Source organism: Lachnotalea sp. AF33-28 (assembly GCF_003477885.1).
In the GTDB taxonomy this organism is placed as follows: Bacteria; Bacillota; Clostridia; order Lachnospirales; family Lachnospiraceae; genus AF33-28.
Genome location: NZ_QUEE01000015.1, coordinates 93,976 through 113,953, shown reverse-complemented (window position 1 = coordinate 113,953; position 19,978 = coordinate 93,976). Strand labels below are relative to the sequence as shown.

Here is a 19,978-nt window from a genome sequence, read left to right as displayed (position 1 = left end):
GACTGCGTGCATATCTGACGGAAAATGACGCAACCTATATAACAGATGTATTGGCAGGCCGACAGCCATAGAGTGAAAGCACATGACAGGTGTGCAGATCATCAGCCCCGGCTGGTGGCATGAAAAAAGAAAGCATACAAAAGTATGCGTAGGTCATCCAACCGTAGGTTGATGACATGGGAGGCGGCAGAATGATTTATACAGTTACATGTAATCCGGCGCTGGATTATGTAGTGAAATTGGATGCGCTGAAGCTGGGAGAGGTAAACCGAACAAGAGAAGAGGCGCTGTATTATGGCGGGAAGGGAATTAATGTATCCGCTATGCTCGGGAATCTGGGCGTGGACAGCGTGGCTCTGGGATTTGTGGCGGGCTTTACCGGAGAGGCAATCGAAAAAGGCGTAAACAGTCTGGGAATCCGTACTGATTTCGTACATGTGAAACAGGGATTTTCCAGAATTAATGTGAAGCTGAAGGCCGATGAGGAGAGCGAGGTCAACGGCAGAGGGCCGTCCATCGATGAGGCAGAGCGAAGGGAGTTATTTGATAAGCTGGACACACTGCGGGATGGAGACGTGCTGGTGCTGGCCGGCAGCATACCCGGCACTCTTCCGGGCGATTTGTATGAGCAGATAATGGACATGCTGTCCGACCGCAGGGTGGAGGTCATCGTGGATGCCACCCGGGAATTGTTGCAAAACGTGCTGAAACACCGCCCGTTTCTGATTAAGCCCAATCACCATGAGCTGGGTGAGATCTATGGGGTGACTGTGAAAGATGCAGAGGAAGCGGTTGTGTATGCGCACAGGCTGCAGGAAGAGGGCGCGAGAAATGTGCTTGTGTCCATGGCAGGGGACGGAGCGGTGCTTCTGACACAGGAGGGCGCTGTGTATAGGGCTAAAGCGCCGTCAGGAACCGTCCGAAACTCCGTGGGAGCCGGAGATTCCATGGTGGCGGGATTTATCGCGGGATATCTGAAGGAACATGATTTTGAAACTGCGTTAAGGCTGGGAACGGCGGCGGGGAGCGCCAGCGCGTTTTCAGAGGGGCTTGCGGACAGTGAGGAAGTCTATAAGCTGTTAGAACGGATGTAAAAAGCAAAAGCGCACGCAAAGTGCGGAGAGGTCATCAATGGCCGGTGACAGTAAAGGGGTAATATAACGATGAGAATCACGGATCTGTTGAATCAAAACGGAATTGAACTTGGCGTTAAGGCGGATTTCAAGGAAGCGGCCATTGACAGGCTGGTAAATCTGATGGAGAAAGCCGGCAACATCAGCGATAAAGCCGCATATAAAGAGGATATTCTGGCGAGAGAAGAGATGGGGACTACAGGTATCAGCGACGGCATTGCCATCCCCCATGCCAAAAGTGCGGCTGTGATCCGTCCTGGCTTGTCGGCGATGACGGTGCCCGCGGGAGTGGACTATGATTCTATGGACGGACAGCCATCCAGACTTTTTTTTATGATCGCCGCGCCGGAAGCAGGAGGAGATATACATCTGGAAGTGCTGTCCAGACTGTCCACCCTGCTGATGGATGAGACGTTCCGGGAACAGCTAATTGCGGCTTTGAGCAAAAAAGCCTTTTTGGATATCATTGATAAAAAAGAAGCGGAGCGTTTTTGGGAGGAGAACGGAGAACGTGAAGGCGGCACTGTATCGGAAGATGCGGGAAGCGTAGGGAAAAACAGCCGGACAGATGCAGTAAACGCGAAATACCGACTCCTGGCGGTTACCGCCTGTCCCACAGGCATCGCCCATACCTTTATGGCCGCCGAATCATTGGAGAACAAAGGAAAAGAAAAGGGATACCCGCTGAAAGCTGAGACCAACGGTTCGGGCGGCGCAAAAAATGTGCTGACGGCAGAGGAAATCGCTGAGGCCGACTGTATCATCATAGCGGCGGATAAAAATGTGGAGATGGCCCGCTTTGACGGAAAACCGGTGATCATGACCGGGGTCTCAGACGGCATATACAAAGCAGAGGAGCTGATCGATAAAGCGGTCAGCGGCACCGTCCCCATATACCGTCACAGCGGCGGCTCAGCCCCTTTAGATTCGGGCGCAAAGGGCGGTATCGGGCACACGGCGTACAAGCATCTGATGAACGGCGTATCCCATATGCTCCCCTTTGTGATCGGCGGCGGTATACTGATCGCCTTGGCATTTCTCCTTGACAACTATGAACTGGATCCGTCGAATTTCGGTAAGAACACCCCTCTGGCGGCATTCTTAAAGACCCTTGGAGATCAGGCGTTCGGATTCATGATGCCGGTGCTGGCCGGATATATTGCCATGAGCATCGCTGACCGTCCCGGCCTGGCAGTAGGCTTTGTGGGAGGCGCCATCGCCAACATGGGAATGACCTTTGCCAATCCCGCGGGCGGCGTTTTTTCCGCCGGCTTTTTGGGCGCGCTGCTGGCAGGTTTCATTGGCGGATATCTGGTGCTGGGCCTGCGCAGGCTTTGCGACTTGCTGCCGCAGAGCCTGGAAGGAATTAAGCCGGTGCTGATCTATCCGCTGGTGGGAATCCTGCTGATTGGTGTAATCATGTCGGCAGTAAATCCCGCGGTGGGCGCGATCAATGACGGGCTGATCAATGCCTTAAATTCCATGGGAAGCACCAGCAAGATCCTGCTTGGCATTGTGGCCGGAGGCATGATGTCCGTGGATATGGGAGGGCCTGTGAATAAGGCTGCCTATGTGTTCGGCACCGCGCAGCTGGCCGCAGGTAACTTTGATATCATGGCTGCTGTCATGGCAGGTGGCATGGTGCCCCCGCTAGCAATCGCATTATGCAGCACATTTTTTAAAAACCGGTTTACAGTCAGAGAACGGCAGTCCGGGCTTGTGAACTATATCATGGGGCTGTGCTTTATATCGGAGGGAGCAATCCCGTTTGCGGCTGCGGATCCCTTGCGTGTGCTGCCGTCCTGCATCATCGGTTCGGCCGTAGCGGGCGGACTGTCCATGGCGCTGGGATGCCAGCTTAGGGCACCACACGGCGGCCTGTTTGTCGTGCCGGTGATTCAGAACCCTTTTGGATTTATCCTCGCACTGATAGCCGGATCCGTTGTCGGGATGCTGCTGCTGGCGCTGCTGAAAAAACCGGTGAAGGAATAAAAAATAATAGGACGCGTGAAATTGGGAGGCAGGATTCTGCCTCCTTTTATTATTTACGCCCAAATGTGCGCAAAGCGCATTATTGTTCTGAAAAGACATGAGACATTATAAATGAATAGTAAAGACGGCTGTTTTTTGAACGGTATTTTTGCAATAATATCATTTTATTAGCAGTAATATCAATATTGTATATATTGAAAGCGCCGATAAATCATGTTAGCATGATGTTAAATATGTACAAAATATATAAAAAAGTGGCTGGCAACATTGGACAGTTGTTCAATTTTATGATAAAAGGAATGATGATACCCAAAATTATTCATTACTGTTGGTATGGAGGAAAAAGCCTTACAAGACAGGCGCTGAAGTGTATCAGGAGCTGGGAAACAATCTGTCCGGATTATACGGTTATGCGATGGGATGAACATAATACCGATTTCACAGTGAATCAGGTCATGAACAGGGCGTATAAAGAGCGTAGGTGGGCTTTAGTTTCAGATATCATAAGACTGCTGGCAGTCTATCAATATGGCGGCATTTATTTAGATCTGGACGTGGAACTTTTAAAACCTTTAGATTATTTTTTAAGGTGTGCTGCTAATAGGGAGGATTACTTAAACAGACGCAACGCGCTGTCATCATGTGTAGAAATATCAGGGGGAGAGGCACAGAAAATTTGCCTTGGCACGTGCATTGTATAAAAAGGCTCCATTCATAATACTTGATGAGCCTACGGCTGCGCTTGACCCTATCTCTGAAGAAGAAATCTATATGAAATTTAATGAAATTATAAATGATAAAACGGCAGTTTATATCAGCCATAGGCTTTCCTCGTGTCGATTTTGTGATGAAATAGCAGTTTTTCACGAGGGTAAACTTATTCTGCGCGGGAACCACCAAGAACTTATTTCTATGAAGCAGGGTAAATATTATGAGATGTGGGCTGCTCAAGCACAATATTATACTTAAACTTATAAAGGCGGGCTGTACAATGTGTCTTTTGCTAACAAGTACGAGCTGAAAAAAATAATTAATAAGGAGATAATATGAATTTGATAAAAGGCGCGATAAAGGATACCGTCTACCCTTGGTATCCCTTATCATTCCTAAAGCGGGGAAAGTCGCCCATTAACTGCAAATCAGCATTCAGTGATTCGCCATTTTATAGATCGCATACGTATCTTCTGTCTTAAGAGGCCGAAAGCTTCCGACGGTGCGGGCCCCCCCAAAGACACAGCGGTCAGCCAGTTCCCGCAGCACGCATTCCTCCGGTGTGCCGATACCAAGTTCGGAGAAACAGGTGGGCATTCCTAATCCGCGGAAGTAATCCTCTGTGGCCTGAATGCCGGCCAAAGCCGCATCTTCCGGATGCTCTCGCCGGATATCCCACACCTTATCCGCATAGCGGACAAACCGGTCCACGCCGTACTGATAGCTGTATCTGGCCCAGGATCCCCAGATCGCGGACAGGCTGGCCCCATGGGCCACGTCAAACATGGCGCTTAACTCATGCCCCAGCTGATGCGGGGCGAAATCGGTCTGCGCGCCCAACCCAGTAAGGCCGTTATGGGATATGCTGCCGCTCCACATCAGCTCGCTCATGGCCTCATAGTCCGTAGGATGATCAGGCGCGATCCGCCCGAAGTGAATCGTATTGCGCAGCAGGCCTTCGGCAAACTCGTCGGTCAGGTTATTGCCCGTTGTATGGGTAAAATATCGGTCCAGCGTGTGCATCATGATGTCCACTACGCCGCAAGTGATCTGAAACCGCGGCAGCGTATAGGTGAGCTCAGGATTCATACAGGCAAATTTCGGCCGGTTAAACTCAGTGGAAAGCCCTCTCTTGCAGCCGCTTTCCTCATCGGTGATCACGGAAGAATCGCTGGTTTCGCTGCCCGCGGCTGAGATTGTCAGCACAGCGCCCACCGGCAGGCTCTTTTCCACCGGCAGCCTGCGCAGCCAGAAATCCCAGATGTCCGTCCCAGGATTGGCAGCGCCATGGGCGATGGCCTTTGCCGTATCAATTACGCTTCCTCCACCCACTGCCAGCACAAAATCTGCCTGAAACTCCAGCGCCTGTTTCACTCCTTCCCTGGCAAGGGATAGCCTGGGATTTGACTTTACACCGCCCAGAGCAGTATAGGGCATGCCGGCGTTTGACAGGGCATCCTGGATTTTAGGCAGCAGGCCGCTGCGGATTACACTGCCCCCTCCATAGACAATTATGACGCGGTTCCCGCCGAACCCGCGTATTTCTGGAACGGCCTGATCTTCCGCATGCCTGCCGAAGATGACTTTTGTAGGTGAATAAAAAGTGAATTCCTGCATAATACCCTCCTTTTTCAATGAATAACCTTACTGTGATGATTTCAGTATAACCGTTTGGCAAAATCTTTTCAATTAGCACTTCATATGGAAACTGACGGAATAGAATTATCAGGAGGACAACGGCAAAAGCTGGCAGTTTCCCGCGCCGCCATCTGTGATGCGGATATGATTATTCTGGATGAACCTACAGCTTCCATGGATCCAATGTCTGAAAGTGAGATCTTGGATGCGTTTAGCAGGATGTATAGAAACAAAACGCTTCTGATTGTTTCACACAGACTTTCTGCCGCGGTTAAAATGGATCGAGTCATATTCATTGAGCGGGGCCGGGTATCAGGTATAGGTACCCATAAGATCTTATACTTTATAAACTGCGATGTATTATTGTTTTTTCAAGCCGGAGAAAATACATTCGCGGAACGATTTGCCCGTGAACAGTATGTTCACTCACGGCTGCACTTATTTCCCCGCGAAATATAACTAACCTCTTGTCAACTCTTTTCATATAGTCTATACTGTCTTTATAGGGCAAACGCCCGACAATTAAGCGAATGCATACAACTGGCGGATAAGTGGAGTACCACAGGGAGTATGTAGGAGAGAAAGCCGACCGCCTGGGTACCCATCTGTGAGTAACCAGGCGGCTTTTTGATTTCGGCGGAATGGAGGAGACGATGAAAGTATTATCATTGGAAGAAGAACTGAAGAACAATGCCTATCCGGGCAGAGGAATCGTGCTGGGCAGGACGCCCGACGGGAAAAAGGCGGTTGCCGCTTACTTCATTATGGGAAGAAGCGCAAACAGCCGCAACCGCGTGTTTGTGGAGGACGGAGAGGGAATCCGTACCCAGGCCTTTGACGAGTCCAAACTGGAGGATCCGAGCCTGATCATCTATGCGCCGGTGCGGGTGCTGGGCAACAAGACGATTGTCACAAACGGGGATCAGACCAATACGATCTACGAGGGAATGGACAGGCAGATGACCTTTGAGCAGTCCCTTAGATGCCGCGAGTTTGAGCCGGACGGCCCCAACTATACTCCGCGCATTTCCGGCATCATGCACATTGAAAACGGCGGCTATAACTTCGCCATGTCCATATTAAAGAGCGATGACGGATGTCCGGATTCCTGCAGCCGCTTCACCTTTGCTTATGAGAATCCGGCGGCCGGCAAGGGGCGCTTTATCCACACCTATATGCACGACGGTAATCCGCTGCCCAGCTTTGAGGGGGAACCCAAGCCCGTTGTGATTGAGGGGGATATTGACCAATTCACGGCTATGGTCTGGGACAGCCTGAATGAGGACAATAAGGTTTCTCTGTTCGTCAGATACATCAATATCGAAGACGGAAGCTATGAAACAAGGATCATAAATAAAAACAAATAAAGGAGAATGTATCATCATGAATGAGATTCAGCTGAAATACGGATGTAACCCCAATCAGAAGCCTTCACGCATCTATATGGAAAATGGCAGCGAGCTGCCGGTAACCGTGTTAAACGGCAAGCCGGGATATATCAATTTTCTGGATGCGCTGAACGGATGGCAGCTGGTAAAGGAGCTGAAGGAAGCTACCGGCCTGCCTGCCGCCACCTCTTTCAAGCATGTATCCCCCGCTGGCGCGGCTGTAGGGCTGCCCCTTGACGATACGCTGGCAAAGATCTATTGGGTGGATGATCTGGGCAGCCTCTCCCCGCTGGCATGCGCTTATGCCAGAGCCAGAGGCGCCGACAGAATGTCCTCTTTCGGGGATTTCATATCTCTGTCCGATGTCTGCGATGCCGATACGGCCAGACTGATTAAGAGAGAGGTGTCCGACGGCGTGATTGCTCCAGGATATACCCCGGAAGCGCTGGAACTTTTGAAGCAGAAGAAAAAAGGAAATTATAATGTGATTCAGATCGATCCTTCCTATCAGCCCGATCCTCTGGAGAGAAAGCAGGTGTACGGCATCACTTTTGAACAGGGAAGAAATGAGCTCAATATCAATGAGGAGCTGCTTTCCAATATCGTTACGGATCATAAGGATATCCCGGAGCAGGCCCTGATCGATATGAAGATCGCGCTGATCACCCTTAAGTACACACAGTCCAATTCCGTATGCTATGTAAAGGACGGACAGGCTATCGGCATCGGCGCAGGACAGCAGTCCAGGATTCACTGCACCCGCCTGGCCGGAAGCAAGGCGGACAACTGGTTCCTGCGCCAGTCACCCCAGGTGCTGGGGCTGCAGTTTGTGGATAAGCTGGGCCGCGCGGACCGTGACAATGCCATTGACGTGTATATGAGCGATGATTATATGGATGTGCTGGCGGACGGAATCTGGGAGAAGACCTTTAAGGTGAAACCTCCGGTATTTACAAGAGAAGAGCGCAGGGCATGGCTGGATCGGATGGAAAATGTGACGCTTGGCAGCGACGCGTTCTTCCCCTTCTCAGATAACATTGACCGCGCAAAAAAGAGCGGCGTTAAGTATATCGTTCAGCCCGGCGGCTCCGTGCGTGATGATGCTGTAATCGAGGCATGCAACCGCTACGGCATGACGATGGTATTTACAGGAATCCGGTTGTTCCATCACTGACAGTGAATTTTGTCAGTATAGCAGGTGGGGTGAAGCATTCAGAGTATGGGATATTACAGTTTAAATCGGTATTTGAAAGAGACCTTTGGAACCAAAGTCTATAAACTGGCATTAAACGGGGGCATGACCTGTCCCAGCCGGGACGGTACGCTGGGCAGCCGGGGCTGTATTTTCTGCAGCGCCGGCGGATCCGGCGATTTTGCGGCACCGGCCAGAAACAGCATTACCGAACAGATCGAACAGGCCAAGGCGAAAGTGGCGGATAAGATAAAGGATGGCAGGTATATCGCTTATTTTCAGGCCTATACCAACACATATGCACCGGTGGAATATCTGGAGAAGATATTTACGGAAGCTGTGTACCATAAGGAGATTGTTGCGCTTTCTGTGGCGACGCGGCCTGACTGTCTGCCGGAGGACGTTCTGGAGCTTTTAGGCCGCTTGAATCAGGTAAAGCCGGTCTGGGTGGAGCTCGGGCTTCAGACCGTGAAAGCGGAGAGCGCAGCGTATATCCGCAGGGGATATGATTTGGAATGTTTTGAACGGGCGGTCGCGGCCCTGAAGGAGAGAGGCATCAGCGTGATCGTCCACATCATATTGGGGCTGCCGGGGGAAACAAAGGACGACATGCTAAAAACCGTGGAATATGTGGGCCGCCTGCATGTGCAGGGAGTCAAGCTCCAGCTGCTGCATGTGCTTAAAGGCACGGATCTGGCGGAGGATTATAACCTCAGACTGTTCCGGACGCTGACCATGGAAGAGTATATAGAGCTGCTGATAGACTGCATAGAGCACCTCCCCCGGGATGTGGTCATTCACCGCCTGACCGGTGACGGTCCTAAGCGGCTGCTGATCGCTCCGATGTGGAGCGCCGATAAAAAGAAGGTGCTCAATGCCATTAAACAAAGGATGGAAGAACGCGGGTGCGTCCAGGGACGCTACTGCTCTCCGATCCACTGATCCAGATAATCGTTCAGCACCGTAAACGGCGCATCTCCGATATCTAACAGGAATGTATGGAAATCCAGCAGGGAGAATTTATCTCCAAGAGCTTTTTCTGCCTTTTGGCGCAGCTGCAGGATTTCCAGATATCCGACATAATAATTCAGATAGTTGGCCGGCTGCGAGATCATGGCGTTATACACCGTCTGAATCACTTCCTGATCCTCAATCTCATAGAACTGATTGAGAAACTCGCCGGTTTTTGCCAGGTCCCAGCCGTTATAGTTGATGTTCATATCCATCAGCGCATACAGAGCAAGGGACGCGGATGCATTGTGTGACATCAGGCTGGCCAGTTCGGGCTTCTGCCCGCTGTCCAGGGAATAGGAATAAAACTCCACATAGGTGGCCCATCCTTCCGAAAATCCTGTATAGCTTAGGGCTCTCCTTAAGTTGCAGGAGGAAGCGGCGCTGGAGTATACGGTCTGATACAGATGTCCCGGATATCCCTCGTGAGCCAGTGTGGAATAGAGGGAATTTTCATTCTGCGGGCTGCCGTTGTTGATATAGATCACATTATCCTGCAGCCGGTCGATGGGGGGAGTCAAATAAAAGGCCGGGCTTAAGGAATCCTCCATGGATTTATGTACATACTTAACGGTATAGTTTGTATCCTGCAGGGCAGGGAAATCCTTTCCGATTTTGGATTTTAAGTCTTCCAGTATCTCGGTAGGATCGGACAGACTGAACGTAAAGGACGAAACTTCAGCCATCAGATTCTCGTCATTTGTGAGCAGCTGATTCATGGCCAGGGAATCCACGCCCAGCTGGTTGGTGGTCAGGGCCAGCAGCTCTTCCACGGAATGGGGTGAGCCTATATTGGAGGCGATCAGATACTCATAGTACTCCTTGCCCTCGGGAAAATTGCAGAGTCCGCCGCTGTTGGTGCCGCGCCCCAGCAGGGCGGTGAGCCCGTCGATCAGGATCTGATAGGCGTTAATCACATCGCTTAGTACCGTATCCCGGTTTGTCTGTTTATAGGAGGCCCGCGCTTCGTCGGACAGGCCTTCAAAAGCATCCACCTTCTCATCAAATACTTCGATCAGGAAGTTTTCCTCAGGATTTTCAATAAAACTTCTGCAGCCGTCTATGACCTCATTCGCGATTTCATCGCTCATGAACAGGCCTGCATCGGCCTTGTCGTTTTCAAATTTCACCAGATCGGTAAAATAATCGTCCAGCTGTGACAGCAGCACCAGATACTCCTGGATGTCTTTTTCACTGTAAAATGTATATTCGGCCAGAAGCACAGGCAGCTGTGACTGTATCCCTATGGTGGGCATCACCGGATTGTCATACAGGTAATATTTGGCACCGTTAATTGCCGTGGTCAGATAGGTATTGAATATATCATAGGTCAGCTGCTGCTCCTCATTAAGCTTCTCATATGGAAAGGCGAGAAGCTCCTTCTGGTAATTCTTGAGTGTTTCTAAGGATTCGTTCTGCTCTGCGGTGTCATAGGAACCTAAAGTGACTTCATAATCCGTAATGCCATAGGCGGACGGATCGGCCAGCGTGTAGTGCAGATCAATGGTATTGGCTGAAATGCTCTCCCTGAAAATCTTTTCAGTAAATGCATCAAACTCTGCCTGACTTTTGAGTTCTGTCTGCTGGTACTGTTCGTAGCTTGTGGTGGATTCCGCAGCAGTCTGGGCGGTAGTCTCCACAGGGGCCGGCTCTTTCGTACAGGCCGATGAGAACAGCATGACAGCTGCCAGCACCAGGGCCAGCAGACTGCGGTATTTTTTCTGCATAAGAAAAACCTCCTGCTTAATAGTTTGTGAATGCGTTAGTTATTCCCGGAGAACACGGTTTCGGCATAATGCACCGATGCCATGGCATCCTTCGCGTAATAATCGGCGCCGATCATATCCGCGTATTCCTGGGTGAGCACTGCCCCTCCGACCATGACCCTGCACCAGGGAGCGCGCTGCCTGAGCAGACGGATCGTAGCTTCCATGCTGGGGACGGTGGTAGTCATCAGAGCGCTTAAACCGGCAAGCGGCGCGTGAGTGCTGCAGACTGTATCTGCGATCAGCTCAGGCTCCACATCCCTGCCCAGATCGATCACCTGATAGCTGTAATTTTCCAGCAGAATTTTCACAATATTTTTGCCGATATCATGTATATCCCCTTTCACGGTGGCGATTACAACCGTGCCCTTCTTTTCCTCGGAAATACCGGAAGCGGCCAGAGTGGTTTTGATCACCTCAAAGGCGGCCTTGGCAGCCTCCGCGCTCATGAGGAGCTGAGGAAGGAACATAGTTTTTGTTTCAAAGCCTTTGCCGACCACATCCAGTGCGGGAATCAGATGGCTGTTTATGATCTCCAACGGAGGCAGATCCTTAATCATCGTTTCGGTGGCGTGTTTGGATGCCTCTTTAAGCCCGCGGATAATGGCCTCTTTTAATGAAAGATCAGCTGCGCCGGGGCCGGTTTGTGCGGACGCGGCAGGAGATGGCTGGCCGCCGTACTGTTCAATAAAGGCCGCGCACTGCAAATCTCTGCCGGTTAATGCGCGGAAACTGTGATAAGCCTTCATCATATCCTCGGAGCCGGGATTGACGATGGCTGCGTTAAGTCCGTTCTGCAAGGCCATTGCAAAGAAAAAGCTGTTGATGACCGGTCTGGCGGGAAGACCGAAGGATATATTGGAAACGCCAAGTATGGTATGGCCGTGCAGGTCATCCCGTACCCGTCGCAGAGTTTCCAGCGTGGTGAGAGCGGAAGACTGATCGGAGCTGATGGTCATGGCCAGACAGTCCACCAGGATATCCTTTTTGGCGATGCCGTAGGAGGCGGCTGCCGCGTATATTTTTTCAGCGATGGCGATGCGCCCCTCCCAGGTTTCAGGTATACCGCTTTCATCCAGAGTCAGAGCCACCACCACCCCGCCGTATTTTTTGACCAGGGGAAATATCTGCTCCATGCTTTCGGCTTTGCCGTTTACGGAATTGATCAACGCCTTTCCGTTGTAAAGGCGCAGCGCTGCCTCCATGGCTGCGGGGCTGGAGGTGTCGATCTGCAGGGGCAGATCCACAACGCTCTGCAGTTCGGAGATTACCCTGCACATCATTCCTGTTTCATCGATATCCGGGAGCCCCACATTTACATCCAGGACATGAGCCCCTCCGGAAACCTGAGCAAGGCCCTCCTTTAATATATATTCCAGATCCCCGCTTTTTAGAGCTTCTTTCAGCTTTTTCTTGCCGGTAGGATTGATCCGTTCGCCGATAATTACAGGATCCGGACCGATTTCCACGGCTTTGGTGTATGAGGATACCACGGTTATATTTTTCTCTTTTACGGGTACAGGGGAGACCGTACGGCATTTATCGATCATGAGACGGATATGCTCCGGAGTTGTGCCGCAGCATCCGCCCAGCATCCTGGCGCCGTCTTCGGCAATTTCCTTCATGACGGAAGAAAATTCCTCGGGCCCCACGTCAAATACGGTTTTACCGGCTTCTGCTCTGGGAAGCCCGGCGTTGGGATTTACAATGACGGGGATGGAAGCGTACTTGAGAAACTCTCCGGTCAAAGGCTTCATCTGGACGGGGCCCAGCCCGCAGTTTAAGCCCAGGGCGTCCACGCCCAGCCCTTCCAGCAGGGCTACGACTGCGGGGATGCTGCCGCCGGTCAGCAGCGTGCCCTGTTCGTCAAAAGCAGCGGTGACAAACACCGGCAGATCCGATGCCTCCTTCGCCGCAAGGACGGCGGCCTTTATCTCATAAGTATCCCCCATGGTTTCGATCAGGATCAGATCGGCGCCTGCGGCCGCGCCCGCCAGAACCGTCTGCCTGTAGAGGCTCACCGCATCCTCAAAATCCAGGTCCCCCAGGGGCTTTAAGAGCTTTCCGGTGGGGCCCATGTCCAACGCGACATACTTGGACGGGCAGCCGCACTGCGTCACTGCGTTCTTGGCGTTGGCGATAGCCGCGGATACGACCTCTTCAACCGTCGGGGTGTTGTCCCCGGTAAATTTCAGGGCGTTGGCGCCGAAGGTATTGGCGGTGATGATATCGCATCCCGCATTCAGGTAATCCAGGTGCAGATGTGTGACTGTTTCAGGATGGGACAGGTTCCAGAGTTCGGGCAGTTCTCCGGGAGCCAGTCCTGCCTCCTGCAGCAGCGTGCCCATGCCGCCGTCAAAAAACAGCAGCCGTTTCTTCATTTCTTCCAGTATATTCATGAAAACCTCCTGAATTCACAATCTGTTTTACCGCATGCCTCACAGCCGGACAGATGGCAGCGGGTATCGTATTCGCTTAGTCCGATGACGGCTGTGACGGATTTTGCCGGGGCCATGATCAGGCTGTCGGTCAGGGTTAATCCGATTTTCTTAGGAGTATCCAGCACGGTGATCAGCTGTCTCTGATGGGCCAGGTCGAAATCACCGTATCCGGGGCTGAACCGGGGCCTTAAATAAAGCCCTTTTTCCGCCATGACGCTTTTAAGCTTTGTATTGATCCCGTTGCAGTAATCCTCGATGGCGGCCGCGGCGGCAGCCTGCAGGACGACCGCCCTGCTCATCTGAAGGCGGGTGTATTTCCCGATCAGCAGATCCACCCTTGGGCCCAGCGTGGCCGCAAACAGGAGAATGAAGCCGCATCCGGCCAGGTTTTTATTCAGGCTTTTGCTGGTGACCTCCATGCCTGCAAAGCACAGCCGGTTCTCCTCTTTGTGCTGCAGCCTGTAGACGTCCCAGGTACATTTCGGGCTTAACGAGGCGTCCAGTTCCAGCCAGCAGCCCTCGATGAGCGCGCGTATGGCGGCGTCCGGCTCCTGCTTTCCGTATCCGAGATAACGTATGGTTTCTTTATAATTGAGATTCATAGATAGCTCCCAGATTTTCCATGATTTTAGCGGCAACCTCAGGTTTGTTCATAGAATATACATGGATGTTGTTCACACCGTTGGCAATCAGATCGATGATCTGATCGGTCGCATAGGCGATGCCGGCCTGCTTCATGGCCGCGGGATTATCTCCGAACCGGTCCACGACCGCTTTAAAGCGCGCCGGCAGATAGGTGCCGGACAGCTGACAGATCCTGGCGATCTGCCTGCCGTTTGTTACGGGCATGATGCCTGCGCATACCGGCACGGTAATGCCGATCTCACGGATGCGGTACAGAAAATTATACAGTATGTTGTTGTCAAAGAACATCTGCGTGGTCAGAAAATCGCAGCCCTGATCCACCTTTTCCTTCAGATGCAGCAGGTCTTCCTTTTTGTTGGCGGATTCCACATGTCCTTCCGGATAACAGGCGGCGCCGATGCAGAAATCCCCATAAGACCGGATATCCTGTATCAGTTCGGACGCATAGTGATAATGATGGGGCATGGGAAAATCGGAATCTTTCGGGATGTCCCCGCGCAGTGCCAGAATGTTATCAATGCCGTTTGCCTTTAAAGTATCCAGCATCTGGCGGATATTTTCCCGTGTGGAAGACACGCAGGTGAGATGGGCCAGCGTGGGCACACCGCAGTCTCTGTGGATTGCAGAGGCGATATCGACGGTATGGCGGCTGGTGCCTCCACCCGCGCCGTAGGTAACGCTCATAAAATCCGGGGACAGCCGGGCGATCTCGGTGACGGCTTTTTCCACGGAGGCGTATTTATCTGCGGTCTTGGGAGGAAACACCTCAAAGGATAAGGTGATCTCTTTCTGTTTCATTAAATCTCGTATTTTCAAATGTATTCCTCTTTTCTGTGAGAATGTTTCAATAAAGTTATGTTTCCTATTATAGCGGGATTTTATGAAATTGAAAAGCGCAATATGTCAGGAGACAGTATCCGGAGCATGTCTTCAGGCAGCGGGGCGGTAAAGACCATATTGGCGCCGGTAACGGGATGGGTGAAGGTGAGCCGGTACGAGTGCAGAGCCTGGCGGGAGATGTATTCCATATCGGGATTGTAGAGGTAGTCGCCGGACAGGGGGAATCCGAGATGTTTCATATGGATGCGTATCTGATGAGTGCGGCCTGTTTCCAATGTGACCAGGATCAGGCTGTGCCCGTTCTTTTCAGAGAGGACCCGGTAATGGGTGACGGCCGATTCACCATGCTCAAAATCTACAATGCGCAGGATGCCGGGGCCCGGTCTGCGCGACAGCGGCGCGCAGATGGTACCCTCCCGGGGGCTTATATGCCCCCGGGAAATGGCGAGGTAATCCCTTCGAATTTCGCGTCGGGCCGCCATGGAAGAAAGGATTCCGGAGCTGACAAAGTGTTTGGCGACGAGGATTAAGCCGGATGTATCGCGGTCCAGCCGGCCTGCACAGCGAAAACAGAAGGGCTTCCCCTGCGCCTTGTAATACCATGCCAGAGCGTTGGCCAGCGTGTTGTCGGTGTTGGTTTTCGACGGATGGACCGGCATGCCCGCCGGTTTATGAATCACAAGGATATCTTCGTCTTCATAGACAATATCCAAAGGCAGCTGTACGGCCGCAACATGACCGGAAACAGCGGGGTCTATGACGCGGACGGTAAGAACGTCCCCCTCTTTGAGCCGCCGGTTCATCCGGAAGGGCGTTTGATTGACCAGAATACATTCCGGCTCCTTTTTCAGCTGCTTTACGCTTTCCGCCGAATAGCGGAGACGGCGCAGGTACTGCTCCGTCCTAAGGCCGTTTTCGGCTTGTGTTATACAGTAGTAGATTGTTCTGTCCATCCTCGCTCTTTTTGGCGCGGCACATCACATTGCCGCGCGATCCCTTCGTTTTATATATGAAGCGCTTTATACAGCGACAGCAGGACCGGCTGTGCCTCGCCGCAGGTCAGCTCCTGGCTGGGCATGAGGCCATTTACGGTAAGACCAATGCGTGACGCTGCTTCGTAATAAGGGCGCGCCCATGCCGAGAGCCGTCCATCCTCCGGCACGCTGTTTCCGGCTTTGGCATCCGGCAGTGTTTTACGGTTTTTATAGGCATTGACACAGTAGGAGAGAAGCTCCTCAAAGGTAACCTGCCTGCCGGGATAGAAGCAGGTATCCACCAGCGCCGGATCAACGATACCGTTGGACCAGCAGCACTCCACCACGCCGGCATACCACTCGTGTCCTACCACATCCGTAAACCGGTCATTGTAGACATTGGCCGGGAAGTAACCGGAAGCTTTCATCACCAGATTGAGCATATCCGCGCGCAGAGCAGGAGCCTTGGGATCAGCCGCGTGCGTAAACTCTTCCGGTACGGCAGGGCCCGGATCGCCGGCGAGCGGGTCCGCATCGGCGGGCGGCGCGATGGGCGGCACATCCCCTTCCGGTTCCCATGCAGGAGCCGAAAGCGACAAAAAGGCGGAAAGCTCCTGTACAGCCGCGCATTCTTCCGCGACACAGCGCGCCATGAACCATGCGCCGTAATCGTTGGTATGCGTATAATCTCCGGGATAAAAATAACGTTTGGCAGATTCCAGGCCCAGCCCTGTGATCAGATCCATGCTCCGCTTATGCAGGTCTAGGACAGGGACGCCGTATTCCTGCCCCACCTTTCTGCATTCGGCGGCGTACTCCGCCAGCAGATCGTTGTAGGCGCCTTCGCTGCCCTTCCAGGTATTGCGGCATAGGGGGGTAACAATTACCGGAACGGCGCCTTTTTCGCGTACTTCATCGATATAGCGGATCAGGTTGCTGCGGTATCCTCCTGCGGCCGTCAGATGGGCCAGCTTCTGGTCGTTGTGGGCGAACTGCATGAAGTAATAATCGCCGGGCTTTAAAGCCTCCTGCACGATGGCATAATGCCCTTCCTTTCGGAAACTCTCGGTCGTCAGGCCCGAATGCGCATGGTTGGATACGGCCGCTTTACAGTTAATATAGGCAGGAAAGCACTGCCCCCAGCCGCTGTAGCAGTGAAACGGATTGTAGGGATAGCTTCCCGTCTGGTCGGTTACGGTGGAATCCCCCGCGATATAGATCGTGGGCACGTCCGCTTCTTCTATGGTCAGGCCGGTCAGCCGGGAGATATCCGCCAGGACTGCGATATCAACAGACCTGCAGCCGACTCTTTCCAGCATGCCCCTGGGAATGATATCCGTTACGTTGACATTGCAGGAAAAAGTGAAATCCTCTCCGGGAGCGATCTGCGCCTCCTTTTTTGTCAGACGCCTGCGCTGCGTAAAAACGGTGAGGTCATGTATCCCTTCTGCGCCTCCGTTAATATGTAGGGTCACCCTGTAGTTGCCGCAGGCAGGGACATCCGCTTTAAAGATCAGCGGAACCGCTTTCCCGGCGCTGTCTATACGGCAGCCGTACTCATCTGCCGTAAGCTGTGACAGCTGCCGTCCCTTATACCAGCTCCAGATATCAAATCCGCTGTTGATCTCGGGGATTTGCAGATCCCTGTTCTCATCCCTGTTCTTTTCCGTGACAAATCCGTACCCCGCTTCCTTCGTATAAAGACTGTCTGCGGTTACAAAGATGCCTTCGGCATCCGAATTCCTGTTGAAATAATAAGTCTGCTGATACATGACAGATCCTTTCTGATTTTGTGTTTTTTCCTTTTGAATCACTTCCAGCCGCTGTACTCCAGTATGGCCTGCCGTGTGGTGCCGTCTGCGGAGGCGGGCCCGCTGTTGCGGTATGCCCGGGGGGATACCCCCATCACCTTGATGAAGTAGCGGTTAAAGCTGGATATGGAATGATAGCCCACCTGCTCCGATATGGATAGGATGGATTTTTCAGTGCTCTTTAACAGCGTACAGGCTTTTTCGATCCGGGTGCTGTTGATGAAGTCCAGAGGCGATGTGCCCATAATGTCGTGGAACATGCGCCGGAAATGGGTGACGCTGATATGGCACAGGTCGGCAAGCTCCTCAATGGAGAACTGCTGCATATAATTCTGGTGTATGTAGTCCAGGGCGGGGGAGATCATCAGCCGTCCGGAGGGGGTCAGGGCCAGATCGGCCGCGTCCTGCTCCTGCTTCTGGATCCTCCTAAGTTCGATGCACAGCGCCATCAAAAGTCCCTTCACGCAGGTCTGGTAGTTGGCCTTGCGGCACTTCATTTCACGCTCTACGGAAGTGGCCAGAAAATAAATCTGCGGATAATCCGCCTGGCTCATGATATGACAGAAGTTATGCGGGGAGGAAAACGGAATATCCAGCTCCGAGGCCGAATCCTGGAACATATCCTGAAACAGCTCGCAGGGATCGATGAACAGATAGGACCAGAGGCTTCCCATACCTGGGGAACTGTAAGTGGTATGGGTCACATGCCTTGGGACACAGGTAACGTCTCCGGCGCCAAACGGCATGGAGACTCCCTCAAATATCATCGTCCCGCTGTCCGCATGGCAGATCCCTATCTCCAGGCAGTTGTGAAAGTGCAGATGCTCGCTCACTTTATCGGAGATGCGCCAGCGGCTGCCGGTGAGCAGCAGGACCGGAAAATCCGGCGACAAATCGTACTGCCGGTATTCGATCACGGTTTTTTTCTTTGACATAAGCTACATCCTTCATAGACGGCCGTAACTGAACAGTATCTTCACAGCTTCCGGCTTTGAACTACAGGCGGCGAAAAGCGGCCGCGCCCAGGCGCCGCTATGTTGAATTATACTGGATGTTAAGACGAATTTCAACCGAAATATGCGGGCAAAGAAAGACAAAATTGTATAAAATGTATGGAATGCACCGCACATTATTGACATAAACAGCAAAAACCCCGGGTGACAGACATGAAATAAATAAAAACGGTAAATATAAGTGGTCGAAACTGCGCAGTTTTGAAGCAATATTGATTAGATTTTGCTCTATGTATTATATAAAATGATATCAATGAGAGCTTAATAAAACGCCGCTTAAAGTGTGCGCAGGTCATCAGCCTGTGGCCGGTGACAGTGAAAGGAGATCTGAAATGATAAAAGTGGAATATGATAAGGAAACTGTTTTAAATGCGATTGACAGTGTTGTTAAGAAAACCATGGCGATGGACCTCACTTGGGACTGGCCGTGCGGAGTCGCTTACTATGGCATCTGCGAGGCCTACGAAAAGACAAAAAAAGAAGAGTATATAAAGCTTCTGCAGGAACGTGTGGATGAGTACATGGAGCTGGGGCTGCCGGCCTGGACTGTCAATACATGCGCCATGGGCCACTGCCTGATCACTTTGTACGAAGCCACAGGCGACGAGAAATACTGGAATGTTGCTTTGAGCAAAGTGGATTACATAAGAAACAGCGCGCTTAGATTCGGAGATCATGTGCTTCAGCATACGGTATCCGTAAAGAATGATTTTCCGGAGCAGGCCTGGGCCGATACCCTGTTCATGGCCGCTTTTTTCCTGCTTAGAGTCGGTGTGAAGCTGCAGGATAAGGAGATCATCGATGACGCTTTAAATCAGTACTACTGGCATATCAAGTATCTGCAGGACCCTGCGACCAGCCTGTGGTATCACGGCTACAACAACATCAATAAGGACCATATGTCCGGCTTTTACTGGGGAAGGGCCAACGCCTGGGCCGCCTATACCATGTCACAGGTGAAGAGACGCCTGCCCCAGGCATATCTCTACCCGCAGTTTATGGATATTGACTGCGCGCTTCGGGATCAGCTGTCTGCGCTCAAGCAGCTGCAGACTGAGGACGGGCTGTGGCGTACACTGCTGGATGATGAGGAATCCTATGAGGAGGTTTCCGCAAGCTGCGGCATCGCCGCTGCCATGCTGGTAAACGGCAACCCACTGCATACAAAATATGCACAGAAGTCATTAAAGGGTATTCTCGATAATATTTCTCCCGACGGCCGCGTGCTGAATGTCTCCGGGGGAACGGCCGTGATGAAGGACCGCGACGGATACCGCGATATTTCCAGAGACTGGACACAGGGATGGGGACAGGGGCTGGCGCTGGCTTTCCTTAGCGAACTCCTTTGACCTGTGCGGCAGCTAGTTTATGCGGCATAGAGCATGTTTGAATAACAGGAATTTTAAGATATAGCAGGAATGGA

At 52.1% G+C, this 19,978-nt stretch carries 15 protein-coding genes, 2 pseudogenes and 1 riboswitch; of the genes and pseudogenes, 9 read left to right on the top strand and 8 right to left on the bottom strand.

Annotated features, from left to right (window positions below):
* Positions 1-191 precede the first annotated feature (191 nt).
* The 4 genes and pseudogenes from pfkB to DWZ56_RS23855 all read left to right on the top strand — a co-directional run.
* A complete protein-coding gene (pfkB, locus tag DWZ56_RS18370) occupies positions 192-1,094 on the top strand; it encodes a 1-phosphofructokinase (RefSeq protein ID WP_118558063.1) in 903 nt (300 codons plus the stop codon).
* 69 nt (positions 1,095-1,163) lie between these two features.
* Positions 1,164-3,125, top strand: a complete 1,962-nt coding sequence (locus DWZ56_RS18365; protein WP_118558062.1) for a PTS fructose transporter subunit IIABC — start codon at positions 1,164-1,166, stop codon at positions 3,123-3,125.
* Between the two features lie 221 nt (positions 3,126-3,346).
* Positions 3,347-3,694: pseudogene (locus tag DWZ56_RS23520) on the top strand (glycosyltransferase family 32 protein); the annotation flags it as partial.
* A gap of 75 nt (positions 3,695-3,769) precedes the next feature.
* A pseudogene (locus tag DWZ56_RS23855) lies at positions 3,770-4,094 on the top strand (ATP-binding cassette domain-containing protein); the annotation flags it as partial.
* 177 nt (positions 4,095-4,271) lie between these two features.
* Here DWZ56_RS23855 and DWZ56_RS18350 read toward each other — a convergent pair.
* Positions 4,272-5,453, bottom strand: a complete 1,182-nt coding sequence (locus DWZ56_RS18350; protein WP_118558061.1) for an iron-containing alcohol dehydrogenase — start codon at positions 5,451-5,453, stop codon at positions 4,272-4,274.
* Positions 5,454-5,537: 84 nt separating this feature from the next.
* Here DWZ56_RS18350 and DWZ56_RS23850 point away from each other — a divergent pair, with 84 nt between their 5' ends.
* From DWZ56_RS23850 to DWZ56_RS18330, 4 genes are all read left to right on the top strand, one after another.
* Positions 5,538-5,933 (top strand): ATP-binding cassette domain-containing protein, encoded by a 396-nt coding sequence (locus DWZ56_RS23850; RefSeq protein ID WP_118558060.1) that lies wholly within the window; start codon positions 5,538-5,540, stop codon positions 5,931-5,933.
* Positions 5,934-6,000: 67 nt separating this feature from the next.
* Positions 6,001-6,080: riboswitch (ZMP/ZTP riboswitch) on the top strand.
* Between the two features lie 47 nt (positions 6,081-6,127).
* Complete coding sequence (locus DWZ56_RS18340) at positions 6,128-6,841, top strand: IMP cyclohydrolase (RefSeq protein WP_118558059.1); 714 nt, start codon at positions 6,128-6,130, stop codon at positions 6,839-6,841.
* Between the two features lie 16 nt (positions 6,842-6,857).
* Complete coding sequence (locus tag DWZ56_RS18335; RefSeq protein ID WP_118558058.1) at positions 6,858-8,036, top strand: phosphoribosylaminoimidazolecarboxamide formyltransferase; 1,179 nt, start codon at positions 6,858-6,860, stop codon at positions 8,034-8,036.
* 45 nt (positions 8,037-8,081) lie between these two features.
* Entirely contained in the window at positions 8,082-8,996 is a 915-nt protein-coding gene (locus tag DWZ56_RS18330; protein WP_118558057.1) for a TIGR01212 family radical SAM protein, read from the top strand.
* Here DWZ56_RS18330 and DWZ56_RS18325 read toward each other — a convergent pair.
* From DWZ56_RS18325 to DWZ56_RS18295, 7 genes are all read right to left on the bottom strand, one after another.
* The gene (locus DWZ56_RS18325; RefSeq protein WP_118558056.1) at positions 8,975-10,792 is read right to left on the bottom strand and encodes a DUF885 domain-containing protein; all 1,818 of its coding nucleotides are present in this window, start codon (positions 10,790-10,792) and stop codon (positions 8,975-8,977) included. The genes DWZ56_RS18330 and DWZ56_RS18325 overlap by 22 nt on opposite strands.
* A 35-nt stretch (positions 10,793-10,827) precedes the next feature.
* A complete protein-coding gene (locus DWZ56_RS18320; RefSeq protein WP_118558055.1) occupies positions 10,828-13,230 on the bottom strand; it encodes a homocysteine S-methyltransferase family protein in 2,403 nt (800 codons plus the stop codon).
* A complete protein-coding gene (locus DWZ56_RS18315) occupies positions 13,227-13,874 on the bottom strand; it encodes a vitamin B12 dependent-methionine synthase activation domain-containing protein (protein WP_118558054.1) in 648 nt (215 codons plus the stop codon). Before DWZ56_RS18315 ends, DWZ56_RS18320 begins: the two co-directional genes overlap by 4 nt.
* Positions 13,858-14,733, bottom strand: a complete 876-nt coding sequence (metF, locus tag DWZ56_RS18310; RefSeq protein ID WP_118558053.1) for a methylenetetrahydrofolate reductase [NAD(P)H] — start codon at positions 14,731-14,733, stop codon at positions 13,858-13,860. The genes DWZ56_RS18315 and metF overlap by 17 nt, the downstream gene beginning before the upstream one ends.
* A 62-nt stretch (positions 14,734-14,795) precedes the next feature.
* Positions 14,796-15,710 carry an RluA family pseudouridine synthase gene (locus DWZ56_RS18305; RefSeq protein WP_118558052.1) on the bottom strand — a complete coding sequence of 305 codons (915 nt, stop codon included), beginning with the start codon at positions 15,708-15,710 and terminating at the stop codon, positions 14,796-14,798.
* Between the two features lie 50 nt (positions 15,711-15,760).
* A complete protein-coding gene (locus DWZ56_RS18300) occupies positions 15,761-17,503 on the bottom strand; it encodes a rhamnogalacturonan acetylesterase (RefSeq protein ID WP_147369451.1) in 1,743 nt (580 codons plus the stop codon).
* 38 nt (positions 17,504-17,541) lie between these two features.
* Complete coding sequence (locus DWZ56_RS18295; protein ID WP_118558050.1) at positions 17,542-18,477, bottom strand: helix-turn-helix domain-containing protein; 936 nt, start codon at positions 18,475-18,477, stop codon at positions 17,542-17,544.
* Between the two features lie 410 nt (positions 18,478-18,887).
* On the opposite strand from DWZ56_RS18295, the gene DWZ56_RS18290 reads away from it, so the two are divergent.
* On the top strand, positions 18,888-19,904 hold the full coding sequence (locus DWZ56_RS18290) for a glycoside hydrolase family 88/105 protein (protein WP_118558049.1): 1,017 nt from the start codon (positions 18,888-18,890) through the stop codon (positions 19,902-19,904).
* Positions 19,905-19,978 lie beyond the last annotated feature (74 nt).